The organism is Glaciecola nitratireducens FR1064, assembly GCF_000226565.1.
Taxonomy (GTDB): Bacteria; Pseudomonadota; Gammaproteobacteria; order Enterobacterales; family Alteromonadaceae; genus Glaciecola; species Glaciecola nitratireducens.
The window spans coordinates 2,861,298-2,878,057 of record NC_016041.1; the positions used below are offsets into that span (position 1 = coordinate 2,861,298).

The 16,760-nt window shown below is 43.1% G+C and carries 16 protein-coding genes; 7 read left to right on the top strand and 9 right to left on the bottom strand.

The features are described from left to right. Positions 1-35: 35 nt before the first annotated feature. From GNIT_RS12315 to GNIT_RS12325, 3 genes are read right to left on the bottom strand one after another with little or no spacing between them, the layout of a single operon-like run. Positions 36-974: an HvfC/BufC family peptide modification chaperone gene (locus GNIT_RS12315; RefSeq protein ID WP_014109560.1), complete on the bottom strand. Its 939-nt coding sequence runs from the start codon at positions 972-974 to the stop codon at positions 36-38. Then, complete coding sequence (locus GNIT_RS12320; RefSeq protein ID WP_014109561.1) at positions 971-1,939, bottom strand: MbnB/TglH/ChrH family RiPP precursor modification enzyme; 969 nt, start codon at positions 1,937-1,939, stop codon at positions 971-973. Before GNIT_RS12320 ends, GNIT_RS12315 begins: the two co-directional genes overlap by 4 nt. 52 nt (positions 1,940-1,991) lie before the next feature. Next, positions 1,992-2,291: a BufA1 family periplasmic bufferin-type metallophore gene (locus tag GNIT_RS12325; RefSeq protein WP_014109562.1), complete on the bottom strand. Its 300-nt coding sequence runs from the start codon at positions 2,289-2,291 to the stop codon at positions 1,992-1,994. A gap of 258 nt (positions 2,292-2,549) precedes the next feature. Here GNIT_RS12325 and GNIT_RS12330 point away from each other — a divergent pair, with 258 nt between their 5' ends. The 5 genes from GNIT_RS12330 to GNIT_RS17930 are packed head-to-tail and all read left to right on the top strand — an operon-like array spanning position 2,550 to position 9,245. Next, entirely contained in the window at positions 2,550-3,104 is a 555-nt protein-coding gene (locus GNIT_RS12330; protein WP_014109564.1) for a TVP38/TMEM64 family protein, read from the top strand. A 10-nt stretch (positions 3,105-3,114) separates the two neighbouring features. After that, positions 3,115-3,285 carry a hypothetical protein gene (locus GNIT_RS18190; RefSeq protein ID WP_014109565.1) on the top strand — a complete coding sequence of 57 codons (171 nt, stop codon included), beginning with the start codon at positions 3,115-3,117 and terminating at the stop codon, positions 3,283-3,285. After that, entirely contained in the window at positions 3,272-5,536 is a 2,265-nt protein-coding gene (locus GNIT_RS12335) for a hypothetical protein (protein WP_041246420.1), read from the top strand. The genes GNIT_RS18190 and GNIT_RS12335 overlap by 14 nt, the downstream gene beginning before the upstream one ends. After that, positions 5,533-6,810: a glycosyltransferase gene (locus GNIT_RS12340; protein WP_041246421.1), complete on the top strand. Its 1,278-nt coding sequence runs from the start codon at positions 5,533-5,535 to the stop codon at positions 6,808-6,810. The genes GNIT_RS12335 and GNIT_RS12340 overlap by 4 nt, the downstream gene beginning before the upstream one ends. Further along, complete coding sequence (locus GNIT_RS17930; protein ID WP_083822452.1) at positions 6,807-9,245, top strand: endonuclease/exonuclease/phosphatase family protein; 2,439 nt, start codon at positions 6,807-6,809, stop codon at positions 9,243-9,245. Before GNIT_RS12340 ends, GNIT_RS17930 begins: the two co-directional genes overlap by 4 nt. A 43-nt stretch (positions 9,246-9,288) precedes the next feature. Here GNIT_RS17930 and kynU read toward each other — a convergent pair whose 3' ends face one another. Both kynU and GNIT_RS12355 read right to left on the bottom strand, forming a co-directional pair. Continuing rightward, positions 9,289-10,668 carry a kynureninase gene (gene kynU, locus GNIT_RS12350; protein ID WP_014109570.1) on the bottom strand — a complete coding sequence of 460 codons (1,380 nt, stop codon included), beginning with the start codon at positions 10,666-10,668 and terminating at the stop codon, positions 9,289-9,291. A gap of 77 nt (positions 10,669-10,745) precedes the next feature. Further along, a complete protein-coding gene (locus tag GNIT_RS12355; protein WP_014109571.1) occupies positions 10,746-11,738 on the bottom strand; it encodes an alpha/beta hydrolase in 993 nt (330 codons plus the stop codon). 78 nt (positions 11,739-11,816) lie between these two features. Here GNIT_RS12355 and GNIT_RS12360 point away from each other — a divergent pair, with 78 nt between their 5' ends. Then, complete coding sequence (locus tag GNIT_RS12360; RefSeq protein ID WP_014109572.1) at positions 11,817-12,230, top strand: secondary thiamine-phosphate synthase enzyme YjbQ; 414 nt, start codon at positions 11,817-11,819, stop codon at positions 12,228-12,230. A 5-nt stretch (positions 12,231-12,235) separates the two neighbouring features. On the opposite strand, the gene GNIT_RS12365 is transcribed toward GNIT_RS12360, so the two are convergent. From GNIT_RS12365 to GNIT_RS12380, 4 genes are all read right to left on the bottom strand, one after another. Beyond that, on the bottom strand, positions 12,236-12,889 hold the full coding sequence (locus GNIT_RS12365) for an AAA family ATPase (protein WP_238526895.1): 654 nt from the start codon (positions 12,887-12,889) through the stop codon (positions 12,236-12,238). A 75-nt stretch (positions 12,890-12,964) separates the two neighbouring features. After that, positions 12,965-13,585: a nicotinamide riboside transporter PnuC gene (gene pnuC, locus GNIT_RS12370; protein WP_238526896.1), complete on the bottom strand. Its 621-nt coding sequence runs from the start codon at positions 13,583-13,585 to the stop codon at positions 12,965-12,967. Continuing rightward, positions 13,578-14,150 (bottom strand): SixA phosphatase family protein, encoded by a 573-nt coding sequence (locus GNIT_RS12375; protein WP_014109575.1) that lies wholly within the window; start codon positions 14,148-14,150, stop codon positions 13,578-13,580. Before GNIT_RS12375 ends, pnuC begins: the two co-directional genes overlap by 8 nt. 16 nt (positions 14,151-14,166) lie before the next feature. Then, on the bottom strand, positions 14,167-14,733 hold the full coding sequence (locus GNIT_RS12380) for a DUF2780 domain-containing protein (RefSeq protein ID WP_014109576.1): 567 nt from the start codon (positions 14,731-14,733) through the stop codon (positions 14,167-14,169). A gap of 223 nt (positions 14,734-14,956) precedes the next feature. Here GNIT_RS12380 and GNIT_RS12385 point away from each other — a divergent pair, with 223 nt between their 5' ends. Next, positions 14,957-16,744 (top strand): alpha/beta fold hydrolase, encoded by a 1,788-nt coding sequence (locus GNIT_RS12385; RefSeq protein WP_014109577.1) that lies wholly within the window; start codon positions 14,957-14,959, stop codon positions 16,742-16,744. The last annotated feature ends 16 nt before the right edge of the window (positions 16,745-16,760 follow it).

The window sequence follows — 16,760 nt, forward strand, 5'->3', positions numbered from 1 at the left end:
TCTTCCAAAATTCTAGAAACCCGCACTGTTGATTTCTATGCTACACAAAAAATGAATTTATTCGATATTGCTTTGCTTAACCACGCTACGAGGTCAATATTATGCTTACCAATGCTGTCGATAATCTCGTCGACAGAGGCTTGCTCAACTAATTGCTGCATGACATCAGACTCAGCTTCTGACAAATATTCAAACTGCGCTTTGTATTCTGGGCGCCACAGAATAAGAGACCTTGGTGATGCGTTATTTATTGCACTGCTTATGGATATCTTTATTTCTGTTAACAATGTTTGTCGAGCTAACGCACCTTGTGCTGACTGCAAAGATGGGTCATGTATAAGACGATACAAATCGCTTACTGGGAACCAAAATTTGAGCACCTGCAAACCAGGTGCGGGTAAAAAGCGAAGTAAACTCGTATCTCCACTTTCGAGAAGAGCAAAGCTTGCTGCCGCGAATGTTTTGTCTGGTTCACGCTGCGCTTTGTGTATTGCCCAATCAAGCTCTGCAACTTCACTTAAAAATGGGTATTCCTCCAGCGCCTCTTGATCTGCAATAAACACCGGTAAACTGCTGCCATATTCAGCCCAATCAAAGCTAGTTTTTGTTTCGTACTTTAGAAAGCGCCGCGACAGCATTCTAAAGCTGTCCTCACCTATAAAACCTTCAACGGTCGGAAAAGTGATGCTTAATGCGCGAATGCCGTTTTCGATGAAGTTGTTGGTGTATACATTGAGCGCCGTTTCAGTAGCCGTCTTGATTGGAGAATTAGAGGCTTTTGCTGTCATGATGTTTTGTGGTTTTGGCTTATCTGCATCTACTGGGTTGTCTTCCACATTCCGTGAAGGCTCAACTTGAAAGATTTTCGCAACCAACTGCCGCTGGTACTCTTGATTCGCGCTTTCTCCTATCGCACTATTTATGCTCGCACTATTTACATTCGCACTATCTCGATTTGAATTATCTTGGTTCATCGCGTAATGGCCTGAGCTATCGCCCTAGCTTTGCTAGCTTCATTTAGCAATACCGACCATTCGGGAATGGCAGTGTCCCACTCAACTAGGGTTGGCGTTCCCGGAAATTTTTGCAGCGCATATTCGTATAGTTGCCAACATTGCTCAGAAACTGCCGCGCCATGATCATCAATAATAAACTGAGCTTGGCTACTGGCCTCATTAGCGCTTGCTGACAGTTGCTGCTGGTCGGTGAAGCCTGCTACATGGATTTCACCCACAATATGAGGCGGTAATGCATGCAATCGCTCCTGAATAACATCAAGGGGATTCGCCGTTTTTCTATTCAGTTCGTTAATAATAAGGTTGTTCAAATCGAGCAATAAACCGCACCCTGCCGATCCACACATACTCACTAAAAACTCAAACTCCGTCATATCGTCTTTGCTATGCGCTAATAGCTGGTTTGGCGTGATATAAGCAGATAAATTTTCAATCAATAAAGGGCGTTGAATACTTTCTTGTACTTGCTGAATATGCGCAACGATAGTGCGCAGTGAATCGCCATTATAGGGAATAGGAAGCAAGTCACCGCTATGCAATACGGTGCCGTTAATATCAGCGCGGTTAAAGCATAAATGCTCTGATACCAGCATGGGTTGTGTGCTTTTTACTAACTTGGTGAATTGCTGCAAAATAGTCTCAGGGACCGGTACCGTAGAGCCTAATCCTAAAGACGTACCGTGTACGCTCAGTGGATAGGCCTGCGCAATTTCATGAATTAGCGCATGCGTTGCACCGCCTGCAGCAAAAAAATTTTCGGCATGCACTTCGACAAAATCGATGGTTTGGGTGCCGTCTTCCTCGTACTGTGAGTTTCCGGCTCTCTCAGGTGCTCCTTTAGGCGCCAAAGCTTCTGAATAGTGAGAATGACGAAGCCCAACGCCAATAAGGCTGCTGGGCTTTGTTTTTCGACTGCTATTCATACATATGTGTCATACGCTGAATGCTTGAGTAAATATGTAAATTTCGTATCTACTAGCTGTTTTTCTTTGCTTGCATTGCTTTAAACATCTCTTTGGCTTCTTTACGATCAAAACCGCCGAGTTCTTTGCACGTGCCGCCTGGTACGAGACGCCATTCACCAATATCGTTATCAGTGCTTGCTTGGCCCGCACAGCTGTGCGTGCCAGCTAAGTTTGCGCAGTCATTTTGACCCGCTGCGGAAACGCCGTAGCATTTCTCTTTCTTTTGCTTGTCTGCGGCTTCTGCAATATCGATTACGCCCGAAGTCATAATAGTGGCTAGTGCTGCGGCGACGGCTAAATTAGTTTTCATAGGTAAATCCTCATAATATAAATAATAGCTTTAAAAAGCGCTTTTTTAAAATGACCTGCGCTAACAGGATAAGTATATAAACCGTGAAATGGAATATAAAATTTCACGCCTTGGTAAAATTAAGTCAAACCTCTTTATAACCAATGCCCCTGCAGTTAATAACGTTGAACGTGAAAATACAATGATAAAAAATATTGATGAAGATCAAGGAGCGTTGAAAACAAGGATTTAAGATACTTTTTTATCGGGGGAGTGCAAATGACGAAAACTTCATCAATGCTATGGTTAATTGTTCCTAGTACTTTGCTGACAGGTCTAATTTTATCACTGTTATTACACTTTGATTTGCAGATCCCACTGCTTAACTTTGTCAATCGCTTACAAAATCTGGGCCTATGGGCTCCTATTATTTTTATTTTCCTAGACATGCTGTTCGTCGTGTTTTTGTTACCTAGCGTTCTCTTGACTCTCAGTGCTGGTTTTCTATTTGGCACATTGATGGGTTCCATAATCATTATGGTAGCAACGACGTTTGGCGCAGCAATCGCTTTTCTCATTTCGCGACATTTATTTAAGCAGTCAGTGAAAGACTATTTGCATAGCCACAAGAAAATGAAAGTAATCAATGAGGAATTTGTCATGGTTGGATGGAAAGTGGTGTTATTAACCCGATTGGTTCCCTTCTTTCCGCTGAAACTCTCAAATTATCTATTCGGAGCAGCCCGTTTTTTCTTTTTCAGATTTTATCATTGGTACGTTTATTGGAATTATTCCGAATACGGTTTTTATTGTTTATGCGGGCTCGCTTGCTAACGATATTTATATGTTGATTGGCGGCGATTTAGTGGCGACCAATGAAATATTGTTGTTCTATGCACTCGCACTATTATTTTTACTTGTTGCTGTGATTTATATCAGTCGGCTTTCTCAGAAAGCACTGACTCGTTATGAATCTCGCCAACATAATCTCAAGGGTAAAGATGATGTCGTTTAGGTGGGTACCTTGGAAAATATTGGTCAAGTATGCTGCTAGACGGCATGGTTTTTTAGATCCGATTAACCTATTAAGTCAATTACAACGCTTTATTCAACCGTCTGAATTCAATGAACCTGTTGAACTCCTCCGAGCCGGTGCGCTCATGCACGCACGCGGCTTAATCAATAACAGAGTAATACAGCATAACTTAGATTGGGTATGGCCGTTTTGGATTGAGCGACAATTTGACCCCCGAGATATTTCCTTCATCCCGAGGGCTTTTTCAATAACACATATTAATCTCAGCCATCGCAATTGGACTGCGGTGGGTCTTCCAGACTACTCAGATTTACCTATCGTTGACCCTCGTGGTTTAATCACTCCGTTTATTGATGGATGGTCTGTAGATGTTTGGTTAGTAACCTCTACCAACAAAGCTTTGCTACCATCAAAAGAGAAACATGCTGAACAAAAATTAAGTTTGAATAATGAGCTCAAGATCATAACAAAAGTGCAAAATTCGCAAGGTTTTCTTAAAAGTCAGGTGAGTGTTCAACTAATCAAAAGTAAACCGACGTGTATCATAAACGTCGATGCCAGCTACGATGAACCCGCGTATATAGTCATTGCTCTTCGTCCATATAATCCTGAGGGTGTGAGTTTTATCGATTCTGCTAAGTTAAATGAACAGCGGAATCAATGGTTAATCGATAATAATAAAATTGTGGAGTTCAGCCGCACTGTCGATAGCCATCACTTTTCCGACTTCCAGCACGGAGATGTATTATTGCAATTAGGAAAAGCTGAGCAGTTGGAAGGCGAATGTAGGGTTGGTATGTTGACAGCGGCAGCCATGTTTACGCTAGACGCGCACACGGGTATGGGTCAGGTATCCGTCCATATTCCTCTTATTCAGCAAAATAGTAAAACCGATATTCAGAGCAAGCCTTGGTCGCAACACTTAAAAACCGCCGCGGTCCTGAAAATACCAGATAAGACATTCCAGTCATTGTATGATGTCGCGCTTCGAACTCTGCTATTGCATTCATCTAAGGATATTTATCCTGGTCCTTATACGTATAAACGTTTTTGGTTTCGAGATGCGGTTTTTGTTCTTCAAGCCCTGCTCTGCACTGGCTTAATTAAAAGAGCAGAACAAGCGCTTGACCAATTTTCATCCAGACAAGACTGGTCAGGCTATTTTCATTCGCAAGAAGGTGAGTGGGATTCAAATGGACAAGTACTTTGGATCTTACAGCGCTACTGCCAGTTAACGGGACAAGCACCAAAAACCAAGTGGCTGACAATGATAAAACGTGGCGCAGATTGGATAATCAATAAACGCCTTCCCAGCATAGGCGATGCCCACGACGGACTGCTGCCTGCAGGATTTAGCGCTGAACACCTTGGCCCAAATAATTACTATTACTGGGATAACTTTTGGGGTATCGCAGGTTTACTGGCTGCAAAGACACTATTTAATCTGGCTGGAGACACCAAACTCAGCGGAAAATATCAACGTGCTGCCAAAGAATTCCAACATTGCGTTGATCTTAATATAAACAAAGCAGGGAAAAACCTCGCAACTCGCGCAATACCTGCCGCACCGAATCGCAGAATGGACGCTGGTGCAATCGGATCTTTAGCAATGGCTTATCCTGCTCAATTGTGTAGTGAAAAAGATGAACGCATTCTGCACACAGTTGAGTTTCTACTTAACAAATGTTGTGTAGACAATGGTTTCTTTCAGGATATGACGCACTCAGGCATTAATGCCTATCTAACCTTGCACATTGCCCAGGTATTGATGAGAGCTGGAGACACTCGATACCAGCAACTAATACAAAGAATTGCCGAGCTCGCTAGCCCTACAGGACAATGGCCTGAAGCAATTCATCCGCAAACAGGAGGCGGCTGTATGGGTGATGGCCAGCATGTTTGGGCTGCGGCTGATTGGATCATGATCATGCGAAATACATTTGTACGAGAAGAGCATGATCGACTAGTACTTGGGGCGGGAATAAGTGAGCAGTGGCTAATCAGCCAACAAACCCTAAAGTTTGGTCCAGCTCCTACCTCCTTTGGTGATGTAACAGTGACAATTGAACCAGTTTCCCTGCCTTCTGAGAATGTGCAATTGCGACACAAGATTAGTTGGCAAAGTAAATGGCACTCTAGCGCGCCGACCATCGAGGTGCGCCTTCCTGGGCAGAAAGTCCTGCACCCTAAAACTGATGAAAATCACGTGTTTTTTGAGATGCCGCGATGAATATCTTGATGATGACTAATACTTATTTACCTCACATTGGCGGCGTTGCTCGATCAGTTGACGCATTTAGCCGTTACTATCGCAATCAGGGTCATAAGGTGTTGATTATTGCTCCGGAATTTCCACAAACGCCTGAGAATGAGGATAATGTGATCCGCATTCCAGCTATTCAACATTTCAATGGCAGTGATTTTTCTGTTGTGTTACCCGTTCCTCATTTTTTAGGTAATGCGATAGAAAAATTCGAACCTGATATTGTTCATTCTCATCATCCCTTTTTAATCGGGTCAACAGCAAGATTAGTCGCCAACACTTATCAATTACCCTTAGTTTTCACGCACCATACTATGTATGAACAATACTCACACTATGTGCCAGGCGATTCCAAAACACTAAAGCGCTTTGTTATTAAACTAGCAACGAGCTATGCCAATATGTGTGATTATGTGTTTGCCCCAAGTGAAAGCATTGCAAAAATATTAGTCCAACGAGAAGTAAGAACCCCCATTGATGTGATCCCCACGGGAGTTGATTTAGCGGAAGCTGAGCAAGGAGATGGCGCTGGCTTCCGAGCCATCGCTGGAATTCCAAAAGATGCTTTTGTGGTGGGTCATTTAGGGCGCCTAGCGCCTGAAAAAAACCTCGATTATTTGTGTCATTCAGTAGTGAAATTTATACAAAAGGAAACTTCTGCACACTTTCTTATAGTAGGTAAAGGGCCCTCAGAATCAGCAATACTGCAAATATTTATGCAAGCTGGTTTGAGCAAGCGTTTGCATAAAATTGGTTTTCTTCAACAGCCCTTTACATCAAGCGCATTCAAAGCGATGGATGTTTTTGTATTTAGTTCTCAAAGTGAAACCCAAGGCATGGTGTTGAGTGAGTCAATGGCCGCTGGAGTTCCTGTGATTGCCCTCGATGCACCAGGTGTAAGAGAGTTGGTAGAGGATAATAAGAACGGCAGGCTGTTGCCAGCATCCGCCAGTAGCCAGGAGTTTTCCGAGGCATTGCACGAGTTTATTAACTTACCCAAGTCTACACGCAGAGACCTGAGCCGATCCGCGCGACAAACAGCAGAAAATTACTCACTTGATTTAAGTGCACAAAAAGCATTGAACATTTACCATCAATTGCTGGGCAAGCAATACGTCCATCGCCGCTTTGAACATCAGACTTGGACTGAAATAACATCGTTAATAAAAGCGGAATTCGAGATTTTAAGTGGCTTCCTAAAGGCTGCAGTGCAAGCTCTGAAACAAGATAATAAGCAATGATCTATCAAATTGAATTATGGTTTCGCAAATTGCACGGTTGGTTTAATCGCAGCGAATGGTTGATATGTCTGCTTGGGCTCAAGCCAGTGGGCCCATCAAAGGTAAAAACGGGCCTGATCATGATCCAGATAGACGGCCTATCTTACTCTCAGCTAAAGTCAGCGTTAAGCAAAAAGCGTATGCCGTTTCTGCAAAAACTGATGAATAAAGAGCATTATCAACTAGAGGTATTATTCTCAGGTGCACCATCTACCACCCCTGCCGTGCAGGCCGAACTTTTCTATGGCGTCAAAACAGCGGTTCCAGCGTTTAGTTTTAAATCTCAAACTTCCGACAAAGTGGTTCAGATGAACCAATATCAGGCCTCTGTTGACGTAGAAAAGCAACTAAAAGAACAAGCTGAACCGCTTCTTAAAGGGGGCAGCTCCTATTCTAATATCTACCGTGGGGGCGCTAAAGAAGCTAATTTTTGTGCATCTTCAATAGGCTGGTCTCAACTAATGAAAATGACGCCAGTATGGAAGATGATTATTTTTATTGTGTTAAATCTATATAGTTTTCTCAGAGTAACCGTGCTGATTGTTGTGGAGTTTTTACTGGCGTTTGTTGATTTCTTTCGCGGCATCATCGCGCGGAAAAACCTAATGAGAGAATTAAAATTTGTCCCTACCAGAGTCGTTATTAGTATTCTTTTGCGAGAATTAGTGACGATCGGCGCCAAGCTAGACATAGCGAGGGGATTACCCATTATTCACTTAAACCTACTCGGTTACGATGAGCAGGCGCATCGCCGTGGCCCCGGTTCAGCCTTCGCCCATTGGAGTTTAAAAGGCATCGATGATGCTATCGGTCGTATTTGGCGGGCCGCAAAATCTTCGTCCCAAAAAGACTATGAAATTTGGATTTATTCAGATCATGGGCAAGAGGAAACGCAACCATATGAAAGACTATATGGTGAAACGGTGAGTCAGGCAATTAATCGCGTATTTTCCAATTTTGAGCAGCCGCTAACAAGTGACACCGTTATTACTCACATACAGGGCACTGAGTCGCATAGAGCAAGATATCTAGGAGGTAAATGGATGCAAAAATTAACGCCGTTTAACAATGTTGCATTTTCAACGCTTCCCTCCTCAGAAAAATCAGTTATCGTTACCGCAACAGGACCCTTAGGATCAATCTATCTGGCGCATCCTTTGAGCCGGAAACAGACAGAAAAACTCGCAATGGCCTTAGTGCGCGATGCCAAAATTCCTCTCATCTTTATTTGCAACAAGGAGAATGTCAGGGGCGCTGAATTAACAATTAAGGCGTTCACTAAAAATGCGGAATATGATTTGCCAAAAGATAGAACCAAAATTTTTGGTAAAAATCACCCTTTCTTGGAAGAGATAACTGAGGATATTATGCGTTTATGTCAGCATGCTGAATCCGGCGAATTGCTGATCAGCGGCTTCAGCCCAGATAAACCTTATTGTACATTTGCAATGGAAAATGGCTCACATGGGGGCCCAGGTCCAGAGGAAACACGCGCATTTGCTTTGCTACCCTATGACACTCCAATGCCGGTTAAGCAAAAGGCATATTTAAGGCCAGCTGATTTATATGAGATTGGTTTACACACATTAGGTCGAAACATAAAACCTTTCGCTGAAAATAGTCAGCTCAAGCCGCTTAGTTCACAAAAACGTCCAAAACAAACCTCACTCAGGATCCTCACCTATAATGTCCATAGCTGTTTTTGCATGGACGGTAAACTTGCTCCGAAAAGCATTGCGAAAGTGATCGCGCATTACAAACCGGATATTGTGGCTTTGCAAGAGCTAGATGTTGGGCGCCCCAGAACCCAGCATGCCGACCAAGCCCATATCATTAGTAAATATTTGCAGATGGAATATCATTTTCATCCGGTTATCCATGTTGAAGAAGAACAATATGGCAATGCTATTCTTACGCATCTTCCGATCAAACTTATTAAAGCAGGCAATCTACCATTAATCGCTAAAAAGCCATGGTTTGAACCAAGGGGCGCAATTTGGGTGTCAGTAGCACTAAACGACTACAATATACAAATTTTTAATACACATTTTGGCTTTCGAAAAATCGAACAGCTTCCTCAGGTCAAGGCGCTATTGGGCAAAGACTGGCTAGCGGGGGTTGATCCGAATGATCCTATTATTGTGTGCGGCGATTTCAATTTTTCGCATCGTTCAGCTGCCTACAGTCTCATCACTAAACAATTCCAAGACCTTCAAGTAGAGCTAAAAGGACACCGCCCTTTAAAAACATTTCCGAGTAGACTTCCTTGTACTCGTATTGATCATGTGTTTTCTAACTTATTTTTCAAAACAGTTGATGTGAAGGTTCCTCGCACCTATCTCACTCGCAATGCCTCCGACCACTTACCGTTAATTATTGATGTGCAATTGCCGTAAGATGAGGCCATGAGCTAGGGCAACTACACCGAATTGAGTTGTATTAGGTCACTGCATTCTTTCGATTGAACTCAGGCTCTTTATATTGCTCACTTTCAACAATCACTTTTAACTTCTCAACACTATCAAACAACTGTTCAAAACTTAAAAAACTTGGCGAAAACCCAAAGCGCAGAATATCCGGCGCTCTAAAATCGGCAATGATACCTTGCGCAATGAGTGCCTGACACAATGCATACGCATGAGGATGTTTATACGCAAGTTGCGAACCGCGAATACTCGCTTTATTCGGTGATGCCAGAACGAGTTCTGATAAGCTTGGAGCCTGAGCAATTAGCTGCTGGTAAAACGTTGTCATCGCCACCGACTTCTCTCTAATTTGCGTCATGTTCACTCGTTCAAAAAGATCCAGTGCTGCGCTTAATACCGCCATAGAGATAACGCTGGGCGTACCGCTTAAAAACTTTTTAATACCCATATCGGGTGAATAACTGGGGTCGAAAGTAAACGGATTCGCATGTCCCATCCAGCCGGTTAATGGCTGTTTCAATTTTGCAATATGGCGTTTCGCAGCATAGATAAATGCAGGCGCTCCTGGTCCACCATTCAAATACTTGTAGCCGCAGCCTACCGCAAAATCGACCTTACAACTATCCAAGTCTACAGGGACTGCGCCTGCGCTGTGCGCTAAATCCCAAATCACCAATACACCCTGCTCATGAGCTAATTGCGTTAGCTTTTGCATGTCATGAATTTTACCCGAACGAAAGTTAACGTGAGTTAGCATGAGCACAGATATTTCGCTGCCTTTTTCTACTATCACTGTTTCCAATTCATCAGCATCACAGGTAAGTAAAGAACACTGTTGCGTACCCAACATTTGTTGCAGTCCTTCAACCATGTACAAATCGGTCGGAAAGTTATCTTCTTGCGAAAGCACAATATGACGTTGTGAGCCGTTCAGTTGCAGTGCACTTGCCAATAGCTTGAATAAATTCACTGATATTGAATCACAGCAAATAACTTGGCCTTTTTCTGCGCCAATGAGCGGTGCAATTTTATCGCCTACCGTGGTAGGTAAATCAATCCAAGCGTGCTTATTCCAACTGGTAATTAAATCTTCACCCCACTGCTTTTCAACCACATCCATCGCGGCTTTTTTTGCGCTAATCGGTAAAGGCCCAAGCGAATTACCGTCTAAATAGATAGTGTTAGACGGGATTTCAAACTGCTTTATTAGATGCGCAATTGGATCATGCTTATCGAGCCCCAATGCATGCGACTTGTTTAGCTTTTCCGTCGCGTGTGTATGCTCGCCATTCGGGGCTGAGTTTGGAAATACGTAGTTCGACGTTTGCACATCTGCTATCGCTTGACGCTTTGCTGCTTGCTCACTTTGCAGGTGAGATGTAGTTGAAGACATGTGTTGTACCACTTATATTTTATTAACTAATTAGAGCTGGCCGACATAAGCTCGTCGATTAAGTCGAGAACGCCAATTTACTTTTTAGCGTTAATATCTAATTGACGGAGTAACTGTTTAAACGCATCGCTGCCAGGATGGATCCAATCAAAATGACCAACGCCGTCCAATTTTATCGTTTTTGCATTTTGATGATGTGCTTGCAACTCTGGAACGATGGTGTCTGCGTTGCCTTGTAGCAGTTGGAAATGCCCCAACTTTTCTCCTATCGCTGAAAAATTTTGAGGGTTTGCCAGATAGTAAGATTGAGGTTGTTCATCTGGCATTCCCGCCATAAACTGGGGCGTTGCCGTCTGACAGCTATTCGCACCATTGGCATATTGCGATACATCCATAATGGCAGCTAAACCAATAACATCCGCTTGTTTAACCGAAACCGGCAACACATCAATTAGCTGCAGCCCCAACATTGCTGCTAAATGGCCACCCGCACTGTGGCCGACGATAGTGATATGTTCCAAGTTAACACCTGCTTGGGCTAGTACCTCAATCTTTTGCAATCCAAGTGTAATATCCTGCAGCGCAACAGGCCATTCTCCGCCATTACCTGCTCGCCGATACTCAATTGACCATACGTCATACCCAGCCTGCGACACGCCAGTGGCAAACGCATACGCATGTGACATATCAAATGCACTTAACCAGCAGCCACCGTGAATAAACACAACAACACCCTTGGAAGAATTGTCAGTTTCGCCGTTCACATTAGCGGCGCGCCAGTAGGCAGCGTATTGATCGGCATGCTCATTTGCATAAACAAATGTAGACGTAGGTTTCATTGAATCTAGGCCGGCAACCATGCTGTAAGGTGTATTTTTAGGTGCCGATGGAAATTCAACAAACGCAGATGCCTCTGTTTTTTTGAGTGACGATTCTTCATTCACATCACTAGCATGAGCAGGAGTAAGCGAACAAATAACGACAAACAAGGCCGTAGCTAAAACAGGGTGCTGGAAGCGACTTAATACAAAAGCTTCACGCCAATGAACAACCGAAAATTTACGCTGCATTTTTAACTCATCCTAGACTGCAGTAAAAAACTGTATAAAGTATAGAGATATCTCCACCGTCAAGCAGTATATTTTTACATGAGTTATCAATATCAAGTTAAATTGCGCGCAAGAAAGCGTGGCTTTCACCTAATCACAGATGAATTAATAAAGGCGTGTCCTGATCTACCTGCCGTTAACTGTGGTTTGTTTAACGCTTTCATTCAACATTCATCGGCTTCTCTTACCATCAATGAAAATGCAGACCCCACCGTACGAGAAGACTTTGAAGCTCACACCAATGTCATGGTGCCGGAAAATGCGCCTTACTACAAACACACTTATGAAGGGCCTGACGACATGCCGGCTCACATTAAGGCTTCGCTATATGGAAGCAGTGTTTCTGTCCCTATCAACCAAGGACGCTTGCTGCTAGGAACTTGGCAAGGTATTTATTTAGGTGAGCATCGTGATCATGCTGGCGGCAGAAGCATCATTATTACTTTGTTGTAAAAAGACTAAGCAAGTGTTTCAACTATCTTGGCTAAGCGCTGTTCCACTGAGCCCGTAAGTAAAGTATAGGCGATATTTCGTTGTTCTAGTTCGTTCGTAATAAAAACCTGAAACTCTTGGTGTTTGACGTCACCGGAACGCTCCCATGTATCTTCAAATGGAATGTCGTCAGCACATAAGAATACGTGCTGATATCTCTCTTTGCTTTTGTCAGCTAACACGCAAAGCTCAGGCAGAGCAGAGTCATGATAATCAAGTGCAAAATGCCATGTAGTTAGTGCATTCGTATCAACAAATAAATACTTGTTTGCTTTTGCTAGGGTACGGTCTTCAATCGCAATATGTTCCTCTGCGATATACAGCAGTTGCTCGGGCGTTAAGCGACGATCATCTTGATGCTGCTCCCAATAGGTGCGCCCAAACTCATCAACATGTGCGGTATTAAAATGTTTTGCGGCAGCCTGACAAATGGTCGATTTACCGGTGGAGGGCGCGCCCATAAATACGACTTTCTGGATAGCTGCTGATGCAGAGTCGCACTTGTTCTGCGAACTAACATCATACTGCTCATCTGCTTGCTGATGAGCCTGCCCTGCACTCTGCGACAAAGCCTGACCATCTCGTAACTCAGCAGTAGATATATTCAATGGTTTATTCACTAATACTTTCACTCATACGTTTGTTAAAGATGGCTTCATTTTTGTTTTACTACGATTTTTTATGTGGTTCGTAGTCTACGCACTTTGCGCAGCTTTATACTGCTTGTGCCAGGAATATAGACCAATAATAGCCATGATTAAAAAGCACCCATATAAAATGAGCGTTGGATAAAGCTCTTTCTGGAAATAAATGCCTATCGCCACAATATCAACGACAATCCAAAAAAACCAATTTACGATATATCTGCGCGTCATCAAAATAAAGGCGACCAAGCTAGCACACGTAGTGAATGCATCCGCATAGGCAAAACTAGCGTTTGTATAGGTGTGCATAAGACTTCCCAGCAATGCAGCACTGAGCAGTGCACTTAGCGAATATACTGCTAATTTTTTATGTGACATGCTCTTAACGGACACGGTTGTTGATGTTGCCAAGTGTTTCGACCAGTGCCACCACCCATATATCTGCAGCGCCATGTAAACCACATGCAGACCCGCATCAGAATAGAGTTTCGCCTGGTAAAACACCCACACATAAAGCGTGACCTGTACAAAACCAAACGCAAAGTTCCAAATATTGCCTTTGATGAGTAAAAAAATACAAATAAAGCCGCTAACTGCGGCGATGATTTCGATCAGATTTGAACCAAAAAAAGCGCTTAAAAAGTCAGATAGTGTCAATGAAGTATTACTCAATCATGACGTGTTGAAATGAATTTGCTACCGTCTTTTCAGTACCAAATAGAGACAAATAAAACACATCGCCATAGTCGTCTTCAGACAGCACTTTATCTGGACCACCTAACAACTTAAGCAGCTGTGGCGTGGTATTACTGTGACCAACAACTAGGATATTGCCATTACCAGCGCCAGCTAACGCTGTTAGTTGCAGCGCAAACTCAGCCATATCACTCGGATTATAAAAAGTGATGTTGATGCCATATTGCTCTGCGGTCGGCGAGGCTGTTTGTAAGGTTCTTTTGTAGTTGGTAGAAAATACGGAAGTGATATTTTTTTCTGCTAAGAAGGCAGCCAGGGCTTGCGCCCTAGCCAGCCCTCGCTCAGTAAGCTCTGGATCTTTTGTATGTTTACTTTGAGTATTTGGAGATTGTTTTTCAAAGTGTCTAACTAAAAACACCAAATTACCTTTACGGTTCTCAACATCTTTAGCATTCAACGGCTCTTGCGCGCTTGTGAAAAACGCCATACACAGGCCAACGCTAATAATAAAAAAACCGAATTTTTGATTTCCAATGCTCATACTGTTTTGTAAGCGCCTAGATCAAACTTGATAAGCTGCTTGTCAGTAACTGTCTGGCTTCCTGACCCTGAGGCGTATCCAAATAGGCTCTCGCTTGTTCAATAAAACCTGTGATCATTTCAGGAGAAAGTCCCAAAGCTTCAAACTGCTGCTTGACTTCGTTTAAGCTTTTCAACTTATCGCTATATTCAGACGCTTTGCTAAGTAAACCGGCCATACCGCCCTCAGAAGCCGCGGTAATTTCAGGTACTGCGCTTAACACTTGGTCAAGCCCAGGAAGCGATGATGATAATTCTGAGAATTTATCGCTTGAAACATTATTTTTAACATAGTTCATTAGCGAGGCTATACCGCCTTCTGCTTGGTCTGAGCTGACATTCAGATTTTCAGTCAGCGCACCAATCATACCCATCATACTCGGCGCTGCTGCTTCTGCTTCCACTGGTGCCTCAGCGGCAACTTCTTCAGCAGTTTCACCAAAACCTAACATGCTTTTAAAAGAGTCAAACCAATTTTCTTCAGCATGTGAAGCCGCAGAAAACGTAAGTGATGAAACCAATATCAGGGCTGCAAATTTATTCATGGTAATTCCTTCTTAACGATTGTTGTTGGAGCAACCTGAATTAGTCACTACTTTTATGGCCAATATTATAGGATAAATAGCGCGTAGACGGTATTCTTAATTCAAGACAAAGAAACAGCTTGTGCGGCCCTTATAGTAAAACCATCATGCGTCTACAATTTAACTATGAAGTTGAGGCGTATCTCGGCATAATATTGAAGCGTTATGTCGCATGAGGTGTGCAATGATAAATGGAGAAAGACTTATTTTCAGTTTCAGTAAATTCGCTATCATGTGCGACCATTTGGTAATTCGGTCGTTGACCTCACGCTCATTCAAGGTAAAAAATACTATAGCGCTCTTACTTTGTTTGCTGACAGGCTTTCATTCCTTTCTTTATGCACAAACAGATCACCCACAACCAGACCAGCTTCCTAAAGATACACTAGCACCTGAAAAAGTGGCAAAATTACACGAGCCTGCGAGTAAAAAAAAGCCGCTAGCAATACTACCTCGAATTGAAACTGAGCCTTGTCCGTTCCTTAAAAAATTTGATAAATATCAGGCCGATTGCGGCACTTTATTTGTTAAAGAAAACCCTGACGAAGCGCACACATTAAAAAAACCTGCACGCATTGTGACTATTCCTATTATGATTTTGCAACCCGCTGGCCCAGTAACCGGCGATCCCGTTGTTATCACAGGCGGTGGCGGCCCTGGCAGCGCTATCTATCTGATGGACGAATATGATGACGACCCCGCCATGTATTACTCAGGTATCGAAACCAGCACTCTACAAAATGGTCGCCCTTTAATTTTAATGGAAATGCGTGGGTCAGGCTTATCCATCGCAGACCTTGATTGTCCTGCTATCACCGATTTAGAAATCGATTTGCTAACCACATACCCTTACAAACCAGACAATAAACGTGTGATTAAAACAATCACTAACTGCGCCAATAGAAAGAAACTTCTTGGGGTCGACGCCAACTTTTATAATACCGACTATGCCGTAAAAGATATTGACACGCTGCGTCAATTGCTCGAATTCGAAAAGTGGCACCTGCTGGGTATTTCACACGGCACGCGCATTTCATTACGCTACGCTGAGCAATACCCTCAACATACCGCTTCACTGATATTGGACAGCATTTACCCTTTTGAAGTTGATCCGTATGCGGAATTAGCCGAGCATAGCGTACAAGTTTTCACCCAGCCATTCACCTTATGCGACGCCGACCCTAGGTGTCGATTGGCCGACGGAACCGCCTCAGTTACTTTGTTTGAATCGTTTATGGCGCAGATACAGCAAGAGCCGCCCACACTTAATGTTGATTATTACGATGAAAGTTGGACGGTCGGCCAAAAGACAGTCAAAGTATCCCCCGAATTAGTCGCATATGCGCTATTTAACAACAGCTATGACAGCGATGCTATTTTTGCTTTTCCACAAATCATCAAAGATGCATTAAACAAAGACTATGCAAAACTAAGCGCGCTGATTAGCGAAACAATCGACCTACAAAACTACACGTGGTTTTCAGAGGGTGCGTATTCCAGTTACGCTTGCTATGAAGAAATTCCGTTTTCGAATTTTGCGTTAGCGACTGAAAATGCAAAAAAATATAAACTGCCCTACTGGGACGACCTACCCGCAATCAAACTCGACCCACAGCTATGCCAAATATGGAATATAAAGGCCGCTGTGAACAACATTAAAAACTTCGATCACGAGCAGTTGACTTTACCTGTGTTGATACTGGCGGGCGACCTCGACCCATTTACGCCATCAATTTGGGCTATTGATTTTCATGCGAAGCTGCCTATGCGAAACAAAACACAGCACTTAAGGGTTTGGCCATTAAAGTCACATAATTTAGTTTATGAAGATAAGTGTGTTGAGACAGTCATACTGTCATTTTTAAACGATCCGGAACAAACGATTAATAATGAGTGTGCAATACAGGATATGCGCGAAGTAGAGTTTGTAAAAGAGTCTATCATCGATGCAGATACCGATGATAGCCAGTAGGTCTCGTTAAACTTTC